The following is a 16,778-nucleotide window of genomic DNA, read 5'->3' on the forward strand; positions in this document are numbered from 1 at the left end:
CGGGGCACCGGCTCAGCCGGGCAGCGCGACCGGCCGGTCCAGTGCGCCCAGCAGGGCGATGAAACCCGACTCCAGGAAGGCGCCGAGGGTGTCGAGGGCGTCCGGCTCGTCGAGCGGCCAGTTGGTGACGGCCTCCTCGGCGAAGGCCATCCAGGCGCGGGCGGCGACCGGCAGCCGGGGCGAGTCCGGCATCCCGAGCCGCCGCTGGCCCTCCGCCACCCGCCGGGCCACGAGGGTGCGCGTGGACTCGACGATGTCCTCCACGGCGGGATGGCTGCCGGCGGCGCCTCGGACCAGCGCGAGATAGACCCTGCGGTGCTCCGTGACGTACGCCGTGAAACCGGCGATGAACGACCGCAGCCAGGCGACGGGCTCCAGCGAGGGGTCCGGGTCCATGGCCGCGGCGAAGTCGTCGCACTCCCGCTGCACCATGGAGCGGTAGAAGTCCCGCTTGGAGTCGAAGTAGTGGAAGAGCAGCCCCCGGGAGATCCCGGCGCGGCGTGCCACATCGTCGGTGGAGAGCTCGTCCAGCGAACGATCGGAGAGCATGTCCACGCCAATCGTGACCAACTGCGCCCTTCGTTCGTCGGGACTCAGGCGCGCGGCTCGCTTCTCGGGCATGCGGACAGTGTAGAAGTACTTCGGCACCGAATTACCTCGGAGCCCACCCCACCGGCGGGCAAGAGGTTCACGCGGACATGGCGACGCGCCACTGCCGGCTCCGGGGATGACGGAAGAGCGGGCAGCAGCGCGAGGCCGGGACCGGGCGTCGGATCAGCGGCGGCTGCCGAAGAGCGAGCGCCGCAGCCGCCGCAGCGGGGCGAAGAGCGAGACTCTCGCGCTCCTGCTCCGGCGGGTGTGCGCGACGTCGCGCGAGGTCAGCTCGAGCATCAACAGCGTCGCCTCCGCGGACTCACGCTGCGGGACGGCGGGGCCGCCCAGCACTGCGAGATGGCGGTCGAGGCGCGAACTCGTCGCACCGCTCCCACACGTGATGGCAGGCACACGCGGCCTGCTACGCATCGTTATCTGTTCCATGTCACTCCCCACCCGTACGAGGGCACCCGGCCCGGGCAGGTTAACCCTATCGCCCCGCGGCGACACGCGTGTATCCCGGGCACAGGATTGAGCACACACATACGGAGGTTGACGACCTGTCTGCGAATCTGCCCGATTCCAGGGCGAGTTGGACAGATCGTCAACCTCCGGACGGATCAAGCCCATCGGGGGCCACTCACCGACAGGAACCCTGACCTGCATGGATCCTTCGGCAGGCGGTGCGACGGGCACAGCACGAATGTGCCGTCGAAGCCCGCGCCGGTCAGTCGAGCGAGTTGAGGACGGGCAGATAGCCGCCGGACTGCCCGGAGGCGAAGGGGTGGTACGACTCCCCGATGTTGAACCAGTTGAGACTGTGCAGCCATGCGCTCCCGGAGCAGATCTCGTGTCCGGTGAACGTTCCGGTGACATCACCGAAGGTGAAGCCGTGGTCGGCGGCACGCTTGGCGGTGGCCGCGTTGAGGTAGTCGGCGGCGCCGTTGATGGCGGTGCGCACCTTGTCACTCAGGCCGACGACACAGCTGCCGCCGATCTTGTAGAAGCGGGGGTAGCCGAGCACGACGACACGGGCGGACGGAGCCTTGGCGCTGATCGCGTCGTACACCGAGTCGAGCCGGCCGGGCAGCGTGGAGTCCACATAGCCGCGGGCGGTGGCGATCCGGTTGAGGCAGGTGGCCTCCGACTGGAGGACACAGGTCGTCATGACATCGGCGAATCCGGCGTCGTTGCCGCCGATGGAGATCGAGACGAGGTCGGTCGAGGCGGTGAGCGGTCCGAGCTGACTCGCGGTCACGTCGTTGGTGCGGGCACCCGAGCAGGCGGTGAAGGCGAACGAGGCGGGCGAGTTGGCGGCCGCCCAGAGCGAGGGGTAGGCGAGGGTGCTGCGCTTGCAGTCGCCGCTGGAGCTGATGTAACTGCCGGAGCCCACCCCCGAGGAGTAGGAGTCACCCAGCGCGACATAGTCGACGGCCTGGACGGACGGGGCGGCGTTCGCGGTGGCTGCCCCGGTCAGGGCGATGACGGCACCGAGCAGGAGTGAGGACGATAACGCCATGAGTCTGGATATTTTCATGGAACCTCCCTTGGACCGACCAGCAGGATCTCTGCCTACTCAGTGGTAGCAGCAGCGAAGGCCATTCCGGAAGTGTCCATGCCAAGTCGATCGGACGAGCTTCTGCCGCCGGTTCCCTGAGTTCGTGTCATATCGGTGCAACGGGCGTCACGGCGCGCACCGGACCGGAACAGCAGGTGACGAAACCTGGGTGCGCCGGATACGCGCGTGCCGGATCATGGGCGGCATGTCTGCCAACCCCGAGTCCGCGCTGCCGATCCGGCTCACCGTCGACGACAGCGACTCGCCGTCCGACGTCGTCGACGCGCTGTTCCTCGGCCGCTTCGCGACGGGCGAGCAGCCGTACTCGCACAGCTCCTCGCTCGACCGGGTGAAGAAGAGCGCCACGCTGTTGCCCGAGGGGGCGAAGGTGCTGCGCGCCGCCCGTGACGACGACCGCAGCGCCACGCTGGCCGAGGGCGAGGGCTGGACCCTGCTCATCTCGCGGTGGAACCGCGGCGCCGATGTCACGGTCACCGCGACCAGCCCGGAACTGGCCGGCAAGGTGCTCGACGAGGCCACCGAAGGCGCCCAGGACGAGCCGGAGCCCCAGCCGGAGAACGTGACGATGGGCTTCTGGTACGTCTCGCCGCGCCGCGGCCCGTACCGTACGACCCGTCAGATCACGGCCGGTACATGGGACGAGGTCCGCTCCAACTACACGGCGCCCGTGGCCGGTGCCATGGACCGGCTGATGAAGGTCACCCCGGACGACATCGCGGGCCGGCTGCTCCTGCTGCACGGCCCGCCCGGGACCGGCAAGACGTCCGCCCTGCGCACCCTGGCCCGGTCCTGGCGGGACTGGTGCCAGGTCGACTGCGTGCTCGACCCCGAGCGGCTCTTCAACGACGTCGGCTATCTGATGGACATCGCGATCGGCGAGGACGACGGCAGCGCGAAGGGCCGCTGGCGCCTGCTGCTCCTGGAGGACTGCGACGAGCTGATCCGCGGCGAGGCCAAGCACACGGCCGGCCAGGCGCTGTCGCGGCTGCTGAACCTCACGGACGGACTGCTGGGCCAGGGCCGCAACGTACTGGTGGGCGTGACGACCAACGAGGACCTGGAACGGCTGCACCCGGCGGTCGTCAGGCCCGGCCGCTGCCTGGCCCGCATCGAGGTGGGGCCGCTGACCCGCAAGGAGTCGGTGGCCTGGCTCGGCACGGAGGAGGGCCTGGGCCGGGATGCCGCCCGCGAGGGCACGACCCTGGCGGAGCTGTACGCCCTGCGCCGCGGCACGGGCCCGGCATCGGTCCCCAAGCAGGACTCGGGGGCGGACGCGGGTCTGTATCTCTGAGCCCGTCCCGGCCCTCACCTCAACCCGCGTACACCGCCCGCACCGCGTCCTGCGCCAGCTCCAGGGCCCGCGCCCGGGACATCCCCAGCCGCCGGGCCTGCTCCGCGTACTCGCGTGCGGTGGCGGCCGCGTGGCGTTCGGCCGCGTCGCCCGCAGCGGCGACGAACGTCCCGTTGCGCCCGCGCGTCTCGATCACTCCGTCCGCCTCCAGGGCCCGGTAGGCCTTGGCGACGGTGTTGGCGGCGAGGCCCAGCTCCTCGGCGAAACCGCGGACGGTCGGGAGCTTGTAGCCGACCGGCAGCGCGCCGGAGCGGGCCAGTTCGGAGATCTGCGTGCGCAGCTGCTCGTACGGAGCGGTGCCGGAATCCGGGTCAACGGAGATCTTCAGAGTCACGGGCCGATTCTGCCCCACCGCCGGAAATTCGGGGGCACACGGGCCGGACCTGCGGGTACGGTCCGGGCCATGACTGTCATCGTGCGCGATTTCCGGCCCGCCGACGCCGAGGACTGGGTGCGGGTGAGGCGCGCCGCGCTCCCGTTCATGGTCACCACGCCCGAGCAGATCGTCTTCGACCTGGCCACCGCCCATCCGGACAAGCGGTACCGGCTGCTGGTCGCGGAGGAGGACGGCGAGGTCATCGGGACGGCCCAGGTGGGGCGGGCCCACGAGAGTCCCGAGCCGGGGCAGGCGTTCTGCAACACGTTCGTCCACCCGGAACGGACCGGCCGGGGCGCGGGCACGCTGCTGCTGCGCACGGCCGAGGAGTATCTGGCCCTGGCCGGTGCGACCTCGGTCTACGCCTGGGTCCTGGACACCCCGGGCGACCGGGCGTTCGCCGGAAGGCGCGGCTACGCCCCGAGCCGGCCTGCGCACTTCCTCCATCTCTCGCTGGCCGGTGCCTCGCTGCCGCCCCGTCAGGAGCTTCCGGCCGGTGTGGAACTGCGTACCGCCGCCGACTTCGCCGACGATCCGCGCCCGCTCTTCGAGGCGGATGCCGAGACCACCGCGGACGAGCCCAGCGACACACCGGCCCTGCTGTCGGACTACGAGGAGTGGCTGACGGAGACCTGGCGCAGTCCCGGCCTCGACCACGGCCTCACCTCGGTCGTGGTGGCCGACGGCGAGGTGGCGGCGTTCAGCGTGGCGGAGACCGACGGAGTGGACCGCTACTGGTCGGGGATGACCGGCACCCGCCGGGCGTACCGCAACCGCGGGCTGGCGAAGCTGGCGAAGAACGACTCGCTGCACCGGGCGCGCGCCGCCGGGTACACCGACGCCTACACCGGCAATGACGCCGACAACGGCCCGATGCTGGCGATCAACCGCTGGTTCGGCTACGAGATCTGTGCCACGGAGGTACGCCATGTCCGCGCACTCGGCTGAGTCCCGACTGTTGACTGAGTCCGAACTGACGGTCGTCCTGGTCAAGGCCGGAAAGACCAAGATCCGCTATCCCGCCGCCCTGGTCGCCGACGACGGCACCCGGGTGACCGTGCGTGCTCCCTGGGCCGCCCCCGGGGTCCGCGACTTCGGCTTCGTACGCTTCGAGCCGGGTGACGTCTTCACCGAGCACTACTGGCGCGACGCCTGGTTCGCGGTGAAGGAGGTCCGCACCGGCGCGGGTGAGCTCAAGGGCTGGTACTGCGATGTGACCCGTCCGGCCGTGCTGCGGGACGGCGAGCTGCTCGTCGAGGATCTGGATCTCGACCTGTGGGTGTCGGCCGACCGCTCCGCCGTACTGCGGCTGGACGAGGACGAGTTCGAGGAGAGCGGTCTGGCCGGGCGCGACCCGGAGGCGGCGAGGGCCGCCATGGCAGCCCTGGACGAACTGGAAGGGCTCGCCCGTACGGCGGAGGGGTTCACCGGCCTGCTGGGCTGACGCGCCGCCCCGGCCGGCCGAGGCCCCCTCAGCCGGCCACCAGCTCCACCTCGTATCCCGCCGCGTCCTCCAGGTAGGCGGCCACGTGTCCGTCACCGCCCGCCCGCGGATGACGGTCGCCGAAGAGCAGCCGCCAGCCGTGCTCCGGAGCCCGGGCCACCAGCGCGTCGAGCGTGGCCCGGTCCTCGACGTGGAACGCCAGGTGGTTGAGCCCGGGACGACGTCGCTCATGCGCTCCCGGAGCCAGGTCGGGCGACTGCTCGATCACCACATAGCTGTCGCCCCGCCGCCAGCTTCGCCCGTGCGCCCATCGCTGGTACGGAACATGACCCAGCTCGCCGAGGAGCCAGCCCCAGCCGGACTCGGCGGCCGCCAGGTCGGGCACCCACAGCTCGATGTGGTGGAGCCGCCCGGTGCGGGTCCCGCCGGCCGGCAGCGGGACGGCCCTCCGGGTGCCGCGCGGCTCGAACGCGACGGTGTCGCCGTCCTCGTGCCAGTGGATCAGGAAGTGCTCCCCCGTCCGGTAGCCGTCCAGGCCGGCGCGGCAGTACGCGACCATGTCGTCCGGCAGGGCGTCCAGCGGGAACCACGCCAGCTCGGAGCACTTGTCCGGTTCCCGGTTGTACGGCGGACGCTCCGGGTCGTACGCCGCCTCGAAGAACCAGCCCGTCCTGGGGCTGCCGCCCGGTCCCCGGTGCTGCATGACCAGAGCGGCGCGCAGCTCCTCCGGCTCCAGCGCCACCCCGATCTCCTCGGCCGTCTCGCGGATCACCGCCTCCCGGACGTCCTCGCCGTCCTCCACGTGCCCGGACGGGGCGTGCAGCAGCCCGTCCGCGTACCCCGTACCGGCCCGTCGGGCGAGCAGGACGTCGGAGCCCCGGCGCAGGATCAGATGAACGTCCACGACCTCGGTGTGCCGGCGCGGAGGTTCGGCACGCGCCACCAGGGCGTAACGCTCGTCGTCGACCTCCTTGCCCCAGAGGTCCCGGTCGCCGGAGAGCGGCTCGTGGTGGACGCGCTCGGTGAACGGGGCGAGCAGCGCGGAGAGTCGCCGGGCGGACAGACCCACCCCGTTCCACACACCCTCGACCAGGACCAGTCTGCCGCCGGGCCGCAGCAGGCCGAACCAGTGGCGCAGGACGGCGGCCGGATCGGGGAGCAGCCACACCACGTGCCGGGCCAGGACCACGTCGAACCGCTGCTTGCCGACCGGCGGCGCCGCCGCGTCCCCGATCAGCACCTCCGTCCCCGTACCGGCCAGCTTGGCGCGCGCCTGCTCGACCATGCGGGGCGAGCGGTCCACGGCGGTGACCCGGTGGCCCTGCCCGGCGACGAGCAGCGCCAGGCTTCCGGTGCCGCAGCCCAGGTCGAGCACCTCGGAACGCTCCCGGGGCAGCCAGCTCTCCAGCCGCTGCGCCCAGGCGTGCCGGACCACGGGGTCGAGCAGACCGTGATCCGGCTCGTCGTCGAAGGAACCGGCGGCTGAATCCCAGTCGATCGTCGTCATGAACCGATCGTGCCAGCTGCCACTGACAACGGCGGACGTCTCCCCCGGAAGACCGGTCTTAAGCGTTCTTGAGCGGCCCCTTAAGCCCGTCATAACGATGGCCGGCAGCCCCTCTCCAGGGCCTTTCCGAGGCCTGGCGCGGGCTAGCTTGCTGTTCCCGGGACGCCCCGCACACCGCCGTGGACCGTTGAAGGAGTACGTCACCATGCCCGCCATCACCCCCGCCCGCCGCAGGGCCGCCGCCGTCGCCGCGCTCGGTGCGACGCCGCTCGTACTCGCCGTTCTGACCGCTGCTCCGGCCTCTGCGCACGGATCGCTGACCGACCCGGTGAGCCGGGTCTCGGCCTGTTTCGCCGAGGGTCCGGAGCACCCGCGGTCCGCCGCGTGCGTGGCCGCGGTCGCGGCCGGAGGCACCCAGGCGCTGTACGACTGGAACGGAGTCAACATCGCCAATGCGGCGGGGAACCACCGGCAGTTGATCCCGGACGGCAAGCTGTGCAGTGCGGGCAACGACAAGTTCAAGGGGCTCGATCTGCCGCGCGCCGACTGGCCGGCCACCGACATGAAGGCGGGCTCCCACACCTTCCGCTTCCGGGCCACCGCACCGCACAAGGGTTCCTTCGCGCTGTATCTCACCACCGCCGGCTACGACCCCACGAAGCCGCTGAAGTGGTCGGACCTGGAGGAGAAGCCGTTCGCCGAGGCCACCGACCCGGAGCTGGTGGACGGTTCGTACGTCTTCGACGGCACCGTTCCCGAGCGCTCGGGGCGTCAGCTGGTCTACACCGTCTGGCAGCGGTCGGACTCCCCGGAGGCGTTCTACGCGTGCTCCGACGTGGTCTTCGGGGGCGCGAGCGGCAGCGGTACGAGCGGCAGCGGTTCGGTCGCCGCCGTGCCCGCGCCGTCCGCTTCGGCGCCCTCCGAGCAGGAGATCACCGACGGTGCGCGCAAGTCATCGGTCGAGCACGGCGGTCACGGTGACGACGACGCCGGTACGGGCGCGACGGTCACGGAGGCGGCCGGTGCGACGGCTCCGGCCAATGCCCCGGAGCCGGACAGCGCGTCGGGGGATGTCCCCGTCGCGGGGGCCGACAACCTCGCCGAGACGGGCGGCAGCGCCGCCACGACCCGGCTGGCCATGGGCGGCGCTGCCGCGGTCGCACTGGGCGCTGCCGCCCTGCTGGTCTCGGTCCGCCGCCGGGCCACCACGGCGGCCCGGCGCGGACTCTGACGGACGGTCCGGTCAGGTACCGGGCCCGTCCGGTCCGGTACCTACCCGATGACCGAGGCGCACGTGGTCGGGGTGGCGTGCGCCGGGTCCAGGGCGTTCGCCACCTCGTGGTAGGCGATCCGGTCGATGGTCCCGATCGCCACGTGCTCGGACAGGTCGACCGGGCACAGGTCCTGGAGCAGGACGTTGTGTACGTCCGGCCCGTCCAGGAACTGTGTCCGGTACGGGGTCACGACCTCGTCGTACCTGGTCGCGATGACGGTGTAGTGCACGCCGGGCACGGTGTCGGGGACCGAGTTGAGCTTGGTGACGAAGGGCGATCCGGCCACCTGGTCGGCGAGTCCCGGTGTACCGGCGTTGAGCAGGTCCTCGGCGCCGGGGAAGTACGGCAGCAGCTTGGTCAGTCCGAGGAGGGTGGTGCCGTGGTTGTCGGGCGCGAGCCCGACCAGGGCGTTCACCTTGGGCGCTCCGCCGAGGAACTTCAGGTAGTAGTTCGGCATCATGCCGCCCTGGGAGTGGCCGACGAGGTCGGCCTTCGGGGCCCCGGTGGAGGCGAGCACCTTGTCGACGAAGGCGGCGAGCTGTCCGGCCGACTTGTCGATCGGGCCGAGGCCGTTGAAGAACGGCACACCGGGGAGCTGCCCGTAGTCGAGCGAGTAGACGCAGTAGCCCCGGTTGACCAGGTAGGGGGCGAGGACGAGCCAGTTGTCGACGGAGTTCCCGAAGGTCCCGTGGACCAGGACGACGGGCCGGGGGTGGGCTGCGGAGGGCTTGCAGGAGTAGTCGTTCCAGCCACGGGAGGTGGTTGCGACGGTGGTGGGGGCGGCTGCAGCAGCGGTGGCCGTGGGGGTGGCGACTGCGGCGACGGCGAGGAACAGTGCGGCGAGGGTGGTCCGCGCACGTGGGGTACGCGGCGCACGGGTCCAGGGCAGCATCGTGTGGTCTCCTTGCGGCTCAAGGGAGTTGCGATGTCTGTGCACCCTGCGGCCCGGACCACAAGTTCTGACGACGTTCTATGTGCTCATGCCAACTTACGCACGAGTAAGGTTGCGTGGGAAGTTACGCGTCGGTAAAAACTGACGCGGCAGTAACCGTGGCTTCAGGACAGTTTCCGGCATGCGACTCAGGCCGCGAGTCGCCCCGGCATCACGGCCCGTGGCCCGAATCTCTCCCGCAGCCGGTCCGCGACCGCCTCGATCCGCCGGACCCGCTCGTCGACCGGGTCGAAGGTCAGCTGGTGCGCGGCCCGCCCGGCCTCGCCGAGCCCCTCGGCACGCAGCGCGATCCCCCGCACCCGGGCCCGTTGCAGGGCGAACGAGTCATGGATCCGGTAGGCGAGTGCGGTGAGCTCCGCGGAGTGGGCGGTGGGCTCGCGGAGCGTACGGCTGCGGGTCAGCGTCGCGTACCCGGTCCGGTCGGCGTAGCGCACAGAGACCGCGAGCGAGCGGCACACCTGCGCCTCGCCGCGCATCCTCGCCCCCAGCTCCTCGGTGAGCGACATGAGCGCACGGCGTTGCCGCTCCCGGTCCAGCTCGTCGCGCGGGAAGGTCCGTTCGGCGGCGAGCGAGCGGGCCGCGGCGTTCGGCACGACCGTCGTACGGTCGATGCCGTGCGCCCGCTCCCACAGCTCGCGCCCGGTCCGTACCCCGGTGATCCGTTGCAGGGTGCCGAGCGGGGCGGCCGCGATCCGGCCGACGGAGTCGAGCCCGTATCCGCACAGCGTGCGGGCCGTCGCTGCCCCGACACCGTCCAGAGCGGCGGCCGGCCGGTCCGCGAGGAAGGCGGCGGCCCCGCCGGCGGGCACCACGAAGGTCGTCCCGGGCGCGGCCTGCCGTACCGCCATCCGGGCCAGCATCGGGTTCTCGGCAGCCCCGATCGCGCAGTCCACGCCGTGCAGGGCCAGCGCGCGGACCCGGATCACCGAGGCAAGACCTGCCACGTCCCGCCCGAAGTAGCGCAGCGCGCCCCGGACATCGGCGAGTGCGCCGTCGGGCGGCGCCGCCTCGACGAGAGGGGTGAACGAGCCGAGCAGGGCGAGCAGCCCCGTGTAACCGGCGCCGTCCGGGATGCCGCCGCCGACCCGGCGGAACCGCAGGCAGAGGATTCCGGGCTGCTCACCCGCCCCGCTCGTCCCGCTCATCTCACCCGCCCTGCTCATCCCACTCACCCCATTCACCCCGCTTTTCCACTTGTCCCGCTCATCCCACTCACCCTGCTCAACCCACTCGTCCCGTTCACCCCGCACTCCCCGGGGACTGATGCCACAGCTTCCTTCCGGTGGGTGCCCCTTCACCGGGCGGCTGGAGGTCGGACCAGGGGTTCATCTCGTAGCCAGTGGGCATCCGGATCCGACGGCCGTCATCGGCAGCGGACGCCTCCTCCTCCTTCTCCTTCTCCTCCGGAACAGGCACCTCCGCCAGCCGGGCCGCGACCGCGTCGAGTCCGCCGGTGCGCCGCAGTTCGGCCAGCTCGGCCAGGTTCCAGGCGGCCGCACCGACCACGCTCAGGCTCCGCGGCCCGCGCCGCTGCACCACCCCGCGCACCAGCAGCAGCCAGGAGTGGAAGACGGTGTACGCGCAGGCGGCGTGACTGTCGTCGAAGAAGGCCAGGTCGACCAGGCCCGTACCGTCGTCCAGGGTGGTGAAGACGACCCGGCGTCCGGAGCGGATGGGCGGGGTCTGGGTGGCCGCCTTGGCACCCGCGACCAGCACGGTCTCCCCGTGCCGCGCCTCGCGCAGCCGTTTGGCCGAGACCGCGCCGAGCTCCTTCAGGAAGGCGTGGTGATCGCCCATCAGATGGCGTGAGACGTCCATGCTCAGCACGCCCAGTTCGGCGCTGAGCCGTTCCGCCTCGTTGAGGTCGGGCAGACCGATGGAGCCGGTCCGGTGCCCGCCGCCGAGCGGAAGCTGCGCGCCCGCACCGCCGGAGCCCGCGCCGCGCTGGGCGCGGTGGAGTTCGGACAGGTGCAGCAGCAGATCGCGGCGGTTGGCGCCGAACGCGTCCAGCGCACCGACCTGGGCCAGCCGTTCGGCGGCGGGCTTGCCCGGACGGGCCCGCTGCCAGAAGTCCAGCAGCGAGGTGTAGGGCTGCCCGGCCTCGATCCGGCCGACCTCTGCCTCGCTGATCCCATGGACGTCCGAGAGCGCCAGCCGCAGCCCCCACACCTTCCCCTCCCCTCCCTCCACATCAGACACCAGTTCGATTCGATGGGCGGCCGCCGACCGGTTCACATCCAGCGGCAGCACCGGGACCCCGCGCCGCCGGGCGTCCGCGAGCAGCAGCCGCTTCGGGTACATCCCCGGGTCATGGGTGAGCAGCCCGGCGTAGAAGGCCGCCGGGTGATGCGCCTTCAGCCAGGCCGACTGGTACGTCGGTACGGCGAAGGCCACCGCGTGCGCCTTGCAGAAGCCGTAGCTGCCGAACGCCTCGATGATCTCCCAGGCGCGGGCGATCACCTCGGCGTCGTACTTCCGGGCCGCCGCGTGCTGGGCGAACCAGAGCTTGATCCGGGCCTGCGACTCGGGGTCGGAGAGCCCGCGCCGGACCCGGTCGGCCTCGCCCCGGCCGCAGCCGGTCATGAGGTCGACCATCTCGATGATCTGCTCGTGGAAGACCACCACTCCGTACGTCTCGCGCAGCGGCCCCTCCAGGTCGGGGTGCGGATAGCGGACCGGCGCCCGGCCGTGCCGGGCCTCGATGAACGGGCGCACCATGTCGGCGGCGACCGGACCGGGCCGGAACAGCGAGATGTCGACCACCAGGTCGTGGAAGCCGGCGGGCTGGAGCCTGCCGACCAGATCGCGCTGGCCTGGCGACTCGATCTGGAAACAGCCCAGCGTCTCGGCGGATCTGATCAGCCGGTACGTCTCCGGGTCCCCCGGCTCCACGGCGTCCAGGTCCACTTCCTCACCCGAGGCCCGCTTCACCTCCCCGACCGCGTGCGCCATCGCCGACTGCATCCGCACCCCGAGCACATCGAGCTTGAGCAGCCCGAGGTCCTCCACGTCCTCCTTGTCGAACTGCGCCATGGGAAGGCCTTCGCCGCTGGTGGGCATCACGGGGGTGCGGCGCAGCAGTGAGGCGTCGGAGAGGAGGACCCCGCACGGGTGCATGGCGATGCCGCGCGGCAGCCCGTCGAGCGCCTCCACCAGCTCCCACAGCCGTCCGTACTTCTCCTTCGTCCTCGCCACTTCCCGCAGTTCGGGCAGTTCCTCCATGGCGGCGAGGGCGTCGCGGGCCCGGATGTGCGGAAAGGCCTTGGCGAGCCGGTCGGTCTCGGCCGGGTTCATGGAGAGTGCGGCGCCGACGTCGCGGATGGCGTGGCGCACCCGGTAGGTCTCGGGCATGGCGACGGTGGCGACCCGTTCGGCGCCGAAGCGGCCGATGATCGCGCGGTAGACGTCGAGGCGGCGGGCCGACTCGACGTCGATGTCGATGTCGGGCAGCACGAAGCGGCGCTTGGACAGGAAGCGCTCCATCAGCAGCCCGTGCTCGACCGGGTCGGCGTGGGCGATGCCGAGGAGATGGTTGACCAGGGAGCCGGCCCCGGAACCTCGCGCGGCCACCCGGACCCTCATCTCCCGTACGTCGTCCACCACTCGGGCGACCGTGAGGAAGTACGAGGCGAAGCCGTGGTGCGCGATGATGTCCAGTTCGTGGTGCATCCGGTCCCAGTACTCGCGCCTGCGGTCGTAGCCGCGCAGCACCATGCCCGCGGCGGCGCGGGAGGTCAGCACCCGCTGGGCGGTGCGCCGGTCCGCGCCGACGAGGTGCGGTTCGGGGAAGTGGACGGAGCCGAGGCCGATGTCGCCGCGGGGGTCGACCACGCAGGCGTCGGCGGTGTGCCGGGTCTCCGCGAGCAGTCGCGCCCCGGCGCCGGGGCCGAGTCCGGCGGCGGAGGTGATCCGCTCGGCGGTCTCCGCCATCGCGCGGGCGTCCTTGAGCCAGCGCTCACCGCTGTCGAGCGGGGCGCGGCGCGGGTCGACGGGGACGAGCCTGCGGGCGGAGTCGAGCACATCGGCGACCGGGCCCTGCCCCGGATCGGCGTACCGGACGGCGTTGGTCAGCACGGCCCGTATGCCCTGCTCGGCGGCGAAGCCGACGGTACGGGCGGCGAGCCGCAGCGAACCGGGTCCGGTGCCGTCGCGACCGTGATGGACGGCTTCGAGCCGCAGGTCGTCGCCGTACACCTCCCGCCAGGGGGCAAGCAGGGCGGCGGCCCGGTCGGGGCGGCCGGCGGCCAGCGCCCTGCCGACCTCGGAGTCGGGTCCGAGCAGCACGGTGAGCCCTTCGGCGGGCAGCGCGGAGCGGTCGACCAGGGGCCGGCCTCCGTCGGGTACGGCTCCGTGGGCGGCGGTGACGAGGCGGCACAGCTCGGCCCAGCCCTGGGCGCCGTCGCGGGCGAGGAAGGTGACCCGGGGTGCGGATTCATCGACAAAGGCACCACCGCGGACCGGGGTCCGCGACCGGTACGTACGCCCGTCGCCCTCCGCACGCACGGCGGGGGCCACGGCGAGATCCACCCCGAAGAGCGGTCGCACCCCCGCCCGCTCGCAGGCCTTGGCGAACCGGACCGCACCCGCCAGGGTGTCGCGGTCGGTCAGCGCGAGGGCATCCATCTCCCGCTCCGAGGCGCGCTCCGCCAGCCGCTCCGGGTGCGAGGCCCCGTACCGCAGGGAGAACCCGGAAACGGTACGCAGATGCGTGAAGCCGGGCACCCGCACCTCCTGAACCAATCCGTACTCACCACCCCCTCGCTCTCCACCATAGACCAAGTTTCGAACATGCGTACGATACCCGGCGGGCGGGCACCTCCGGTTCATCCATTCGGCCCGGCCCCGACTGCGTGAACGTCGGACACCCCGGACCGTGGGGTCATGACTTTCGTCGACGAGGTGAAGAACGCCGTCACTCCACGGGCCGCCCTGCTCGTCACCGGCGTACTGGCGCTGCAACTGCTGTTCATCGCGTCCTATATCGGAGCGCTCCACAACCCGAAGCCGACAGATGTCCCCTTCGGCGTCGTCGCGCCCCAGCAGGTGTCCGCCCGGCTCGTCACCGAACTGAAGAACCTTCCGGGCGACCCCCTGGACGCCCGCGCGGTCACCGACGCGGCCACCGCCCGCCGGCAGATCCTCGACCGCGAGATCGACGGCGCCCTGATCGTCAACCCCAGGGGCACGACCGACACCGTGCTGGTCGCCTCCGGCGGAGGCACCGTCCTGGCCACCTCACTGACGAAGATCATCAAGGCCGCCGACTTCACCCAGCACCGCACCGCACGCGCGGTCGACGTGGCCCCGGCCTCGAAGCAGGACTTCGACGGGCTCTCCTCGTTCTACCTGGCCGTGGGCTGGTGCGTGGGCGGATACCTCTGCGCCTCGATCCTGGCGATCAGCGCGGGCAGCCGCCCTGCCAACCGTCAGCGCGCGGTGATCCGGACCGGCGTCATGGCCCTGTACTCGATCGCGGGCGGGATCGGCGGCGCGATCATCATCGGCCCGATCCTCGGCGCCCTGCCCGGATCCTTCTGGGGCATGTCGGGCCTGGGCGCCCTGACCGTCTTCGCGGTCGGCATGATCACGCTCGCCCTGGAGGCGCTCACCGGCATCGTCGGCATCGGCCTGGCCGTCCTGATCGTCGTGATCGCGGGCAACCCGAGCGCGGGCGGCGCCTTCCCGCTCCCGATGCTCCCGGACTTCTGGCGTGCGATCGGCCCGGCCCTGCCGCCGGGGGCCTCCACTTGGACGGCACGCTCGATCGCGTACTTCAGGGGCAACGCGGTGACCGGACCGCTACTGGTGCTGTCCGCGTGGGCGGTGGTGGGCACGGTCGTCACCATGCTGATGGCGATGCGGAAGAAGCCGGAGACGACGGGTGCCGCGGACACCCCGCTCATGGGGGCGGCGGGCGGGGGCTCGACGCCGGTGTAAGGGAGGGCCGGCCGCCGCTGTCAGGCACGCAGGCACTGAAGCACGTCATGCGGACTCAGTAGTCGCGCCACTCGTCCTGAACGTATTCGAGCACCGCGGGGTCCATCAGCGTGCTCGGTCGTACGTCGGCGCGGCGGCGGTCGACGGGGAACACGGTGGCCGCCTTCAGCACCGCCTCGTCCAGGTAGCGGAGCTCCGGCGTGTCCGGGGCGAGCCGCAGCGGCGGGGCCTCGGTGCCGGGGGTGGCGAGGACGAAACCCCAGTTGCCGAAGCTCGGCACGTCGACCTGGAACTCCGTCGTCGCGTACCCGGCCGTCTCGATGGTCTTCGCGATCGACCAGTAGGTCTTGGGGGCGAAGAACGGCGATCCGCTCTGCACCATGACGTGGCCGTGCGGCGCCAGCGCCCGGCGGAGCAGATCGTAGAACTCCACCGAGTACAGCTTCGCCAGCGACGCCGAGTCCGGGTCCGGGAAGTCGATGATCACGGCGTCGTACTGCTGCCGGGCTCCGCGCAGCCAGTTGAAGGCGTCCGCGTTGACGACCTCGGCCCGCGGATCGTCCATCGAGCCGTGGTTGAGCCCCCGCAGAGGCTCGAAGGTGCGCGCCAACCGGGTCATCGCCGGGTCCAGTTCGACCAGGGTGACATGCCGGACGTCCTCGTAGCGCAGCACCTCGCGCAGCGCGAGCCCGTCACCGCCGCCCAGGATCAGTACGTCGGAGCGGCGGCCGGACAGCGCGGGGTGGACCAGCGACTCGTGGTAGCGGTACTCGTCGACCGAGCTGAACTGAAGGTCGCCGTTGAGGAAGAGCCGTACGTCGGGCTTCCCGGTGAAGGCGGTGGAGCGGGTGACCACGATGTCCTGGTACTGCGTGGTCTCGGAGTGGATGATCGGGTCCGCGTACATGTGCTGCCGCGCGGTGACCTCCAGGTCGTCCGCCAGCACATACGTCGCGCCGAGCACGGCGAGCACGGCGGTGACACCGGCCAGCAGCCCGGCCTTGGCCAGCCTGCCGGTCTGGCGGCGGAAGATGAACACCACGACGATGACCCCGGCGACCGCGTTGACCCCGCCGACCACCAGCGCACCCTTCAACTGGCCGAAGGTCGGCAGCAGGAACAGCGGGAAGCACAGTCCGCCGACGAGGGCGCCGATGTAGTCGACGGCGAACATGTCGGCGACGGCACTGCTCGCCTCCTGTTTGCGGATGCGCTGGAGCAGCGTCATCAGCAGCGGGATCTCGGCGCCGATGAGCAGGCCCACCACCAGGGACACCACGATCATCGCGGGCATGTAGAGCTGGAGCCAGGCGAAGGCCGCGTACAGGATCAGGACCGACAGGCCGCCGACCAGTGCGAGCACCCCCTCCAACACCGCGAAGGCGACGACGGGACTGCGGCGCAGCGGTTTGGCGGCCAGCGAGCCCACTCCCATCGCGAAGACCATCACGGAGATGACCACGGAGGTCTGGAGCACCGAGTTGCCGATGAGGTAGCTGCCCAGCGCGGTCAGGGCCAGTTCGTAGACGAGGCCGCAGGCGGCGCAGAGGAAGACGGCGAGCAGCAGCAGGAACCGCGCCCCCCGGGTGTGACGGTCGGCCGGGGGGCGCGAGGCCGTCGCGGTGGGGCGGTCGTCCAGGGTGGAGCTCATGGGGCGGTCCTCGTCGTGGTGCCAGGGCGTGTTTCGGAAGTAGCGCCGTCCGCCCGGAGGGCGGGCTCGGCGGCGTCCGGTGCGTGCGATCGCAAGGCGGAGGGTCGCCCCGA

General features: G+C 71.6%; 14 protein-coding genes. 5 read left to right on the top strand and 9 right to left on the bottom strand.

Annotated elements, in window-relative coordinates; all coding sequences use genetic code 11:
• Positions 1–12: 12 nt before the first annotated feature.
• The 3 genes from OG446_RS06420 to OG446_RS06430 form a co-directional block, all read right to left on the bottom strand.
• Positions 13–621: a TetR/AcrR family transcriptional regulator gene (locus tag OG446_RS06420; protein ID WP_328893111.1), complete on the bottom strand. Its 609-nt coding sequence runs from the start codon at positions 619–621 to the stop codon at positions 13–15.
• A gap of 153 nt (positions 622–774) precedes the next feature.
• Entirely contained in the window at positions 775–1,038 is a 264-nt protein-coding gene (locus tag OG446_RS06425) for a hypothetical protein (RefSeq protein WP_148016076.1), read from the bottom strand.
• A gap of 283 nt (positions 1,039–1,321) precedes the next feature.
• Positions 1,322–2,113: an SGNH/GDSL hydrolase family protein gene (locus tag OG446_RS06430; RefSeq protein ID WP_328898213.1), complete on the bottom strand. Its 792-nt coding sequence runs from the start codon at positions 2,111–2,113 to the stop codon at positions 1,322–1,324.
• Between the two features lie 235 nt (positions 2,114–2,348).
• Here OG446_RS06430 and OG446_RS06435 point away from each other — a divergent pair, with 235 nt between their 5' ends.
• Entirely contained in the window at positions 2,349–3,464 is a 1,116-nt protein-coding gene (locus OG446_RS06435) for a DUF5925 domain-containing protein (protein WP_328898214.1), read from the top strand.
• Positions 3,465–3,483: 19 nt separating this feature from the next.
• Here OG446_RS06435 and OG446_RS06440 read toward each other — a convergent pair whose 3' ends face one another.
• Positions 3,484–3,858, bottom strand: coding sequence for a GntR family transcriptional regulator (locus OG446_RS06440; RefSeq protein WP_328893112.1), 375 nt, complete (start codon positions 3,856–3,858; stop codon positions 3,484–3,486).
• Positions 3,859–3,927: 69 nt separating this feature from the next.
• Here OG446_RS06440 and OG446_RS06445 point away from each other — a divergent pair, with 69 nt between their 5' ends.
• Both OG446_RS06445 and OG446_RS06450 read left to right on the top strand, forming a co-directional pair.
• Positions 3,928–4,848 carry a GNAT family N-acetyltransferase gene (locus OG446_RS06445; RefSeq protein WP_328893113.1) on the top strand — a complete coding sequence of 307 codons (921 nt, stop codon included), beginning with the start codon at positions 3,928–3,930 and terminating at the stop codon, positions 4,846–4,848.
• Complete coding sequence (locus OG446_RS06450) at positions 4,829–5,344, top strand: DUF402 domain-containing protein (RefSeq protein WP_328893114.1); 516 nt, start codon at positions 4,829–4,831, stop codon at positions 5,342–5,344. The genes OG446_RS06445 and OG446_RS06450 overlap by 20 nt, the downstream gene beginning before the upstream one ends.
• A gap of 28 nt (positions 5,345–5,372) precedes the next feature.
• Here the strand turns inward: OG446_RS06450 and OG446_RS06455 are convergent, their stop codons facing one another.
• Positions 5,373–6,851, bottom strand: coding sequence for a trifunctional class I SAM-dependent methyltransferase/NUDIX hydrolase/VOC family protein (locus OG446_RS06455; RefSeq protein ID WP_328893115.1), 1,479 nt, complete (start codon positions 6,849–6,851; stop codon positions 5,373–5,375).
• 205 nt (positions 6,852–7,056) lie between these two features.
• On the opposite strand from OG446_RS06455, the gene OG446_RS06460 reads away from it, so the two are divergent.
• Positions 7,057–8,082, top strand: a complete 1,026-nt coding sequence (locus OG446_RS06460; RefSeq protein WP_328893116.1) for a lytic polysaccharide monooxygenase auxiliary activity family 9 protein — start codon at positions 7,057–7,059, stop codon at positions 8,080–8,082.
• A gap of 41 nt (positions 8,083–8,123) precedes the next feature.
• On the opposite strand, the gene OG446_RS06465 is transcribed toward OG446_RS06460, so the two are convergent.
• The 3 genes from OG446_RS06465 to OG446_RS06475 form a co-directional block, all read right to left on the bottom strand.
• Positions 8,124–9,017 (bottom strand): esterase/lipase family protein, encoded by an 894-nt coding sequence (locus OG446_RS06465; protein ID WP_328893117.1) that lies wholly within the window; start codon positions 9,015–9,017, stop codon positions 8,124–8,126.
• 188 nt (positions 9,018–9,205) lie between these two features.
• Complete coding sequence (locus tag OG446_RS06470; protein ID WP_328898215.1) at positions 9,206–10,222, bottom strand: DNA polymerase Y family protein; 1,017 nt, start codon at positions 10,220–10,222, stop codon at positions 9,206–9,208.
• A 94-nt stretch (positions 10,223–10,316) separates the two neighbouring features.
• The gene (locus OG446_RS06475) at positions 10,317–13,799 is read right to left on the bottom strand and encodes a DNA polymerase III subunit alpha (RefSeq protein ID WP_328893118.1); all 3,483 of its coding nucleotides are present in this window, start codon (positions 13,797–13,799) and stop codon (positions 10,317–10,319) included.
• 159 nt (positions 13,800–13,958) lie between these two features.
• Between OG446_RS06475 and OG446_RS06480 the strand changes: the two genes are divergently transcribed.
• The gene (locus tag OG446_RS06480) at positions 13,959–15,014 is read left to right on the top strand and encodes a DUF3533 domain-containing protein (protein WP_328893119.1); all 1,056 of its coding nucleotides are present in this window, start codon (positions 13,959–13,961) and stop codon (positions 15,012–15,014) included.
• A gap of 55 nt (positions 15,015–15,069) precedes the next feature.
• On the opposite strand, the gene OG446_RS06485 is transcribed toward OG446_RS06480, so the two are convergent.
• Positions 15,070–16,665: a polyamine aminopropyltransferase gene (locus tag OG446_RS06485; protein ID WP_328893120.1), complete on the bottom strand. Its 1,596-nt coding sequence runs from the start codon at positions 16,663–16,665 to the stop codon at positions 15,070–15,072.
• Between the last annotated feature and the right edge of the window lie 113 nt (positions 16,666–16,778).

The sequence above is a fragment of the Streptomyces sp. NBC_00236 genome, from assembly GCF_036195045.1.
Lineage (GTDB): Bacteria > Actinomycetota > Actinomycetes > Streptomycetales > Streptomycetaceae > Streptomyces.

Coding starts and splice junctions, on each gene's coding strand:
- OG446_RS06420 (WP_328893111.1), bottom strand. CDS start 621: ATGCCCGAGAAGCGAGCCGCGCGCCTGAGTCCCGACGAACGAAGGGCG.
- OG446_RS06425 (WP_148016076.1), bottom strand. CDS start 1,038: ATGGAACAGATAACGATGCGTAGCAGGCCGCGTGTGCCTGCCATCACG.
- OG446_RS06430 (WP_328898213.1), bottom strand. CDS start 2,113: ATGGCGTTATCGTCCTCACTCCTGCTCGGTGCCGTCATCGCCCTGACC.
- OG446_RS06435 (WP_328898214.1), top strand. CDS start 2,349: ATGGGCGGCATGTCTGCCAACCCCGAGTCCGCGCTGCCGATCCGGCTC.
- OG446_RS06445 (WP_328893113.1), top strand. CDS start 3,928: ATGACTGTCATCGTGCGCGATTTCCGGCCCGCCGACGCCGAGGACTGG.
- OG446_RS06450 (WP_328893114.1), top strand. CDS start 4,829: ATGTCCGCGCACTCGGCTGAGTCCCGACTGTTGACTGAGTCCGAACTG.
- OG446_RS06455 (WP_328893115.1), bottom strand. CDS start 6,851: ATGACGACGATCGACTGGGATTCAGCCGCCGGTTCCTTCGACGACGAG.
- OG446_RS06460 (WP_328893116.1), top strand. CDS start 7,057: ATGCCCGCCATCACCCCCGCCCGCCGCAGGGCCGCCGCCGTCGCCGCG.
- OG446_RS06465 (WP_328893117.1), bottom strand. CDS start 9,017: ATGCTGCCCTGGACCCGTGCGCCGCGTACCCCACGTGCGCGGACCACC.
- OG446_RS06470 (WP_328898215.1), bottom strand. CDS start 10,222: ATGAGCGGGACGAGCGGGGCGGGTGAGCAGCCCGGAATCCTCTGCCTG.
- OG446_RS06480 (WP_328893119.1), top strand. CDS start 13,959: ATGACTTTCGTCGACGAGGTGAAGAACGCCGTCACTCCACGGGCCGCC.
- OG446_RS06485 (WP_328893120.1), bottom strand. CDS start 16,665: ATGAGCTCCACCCTGGACGACCGCCCCACCGCGACGGCCTCGCGCCCC.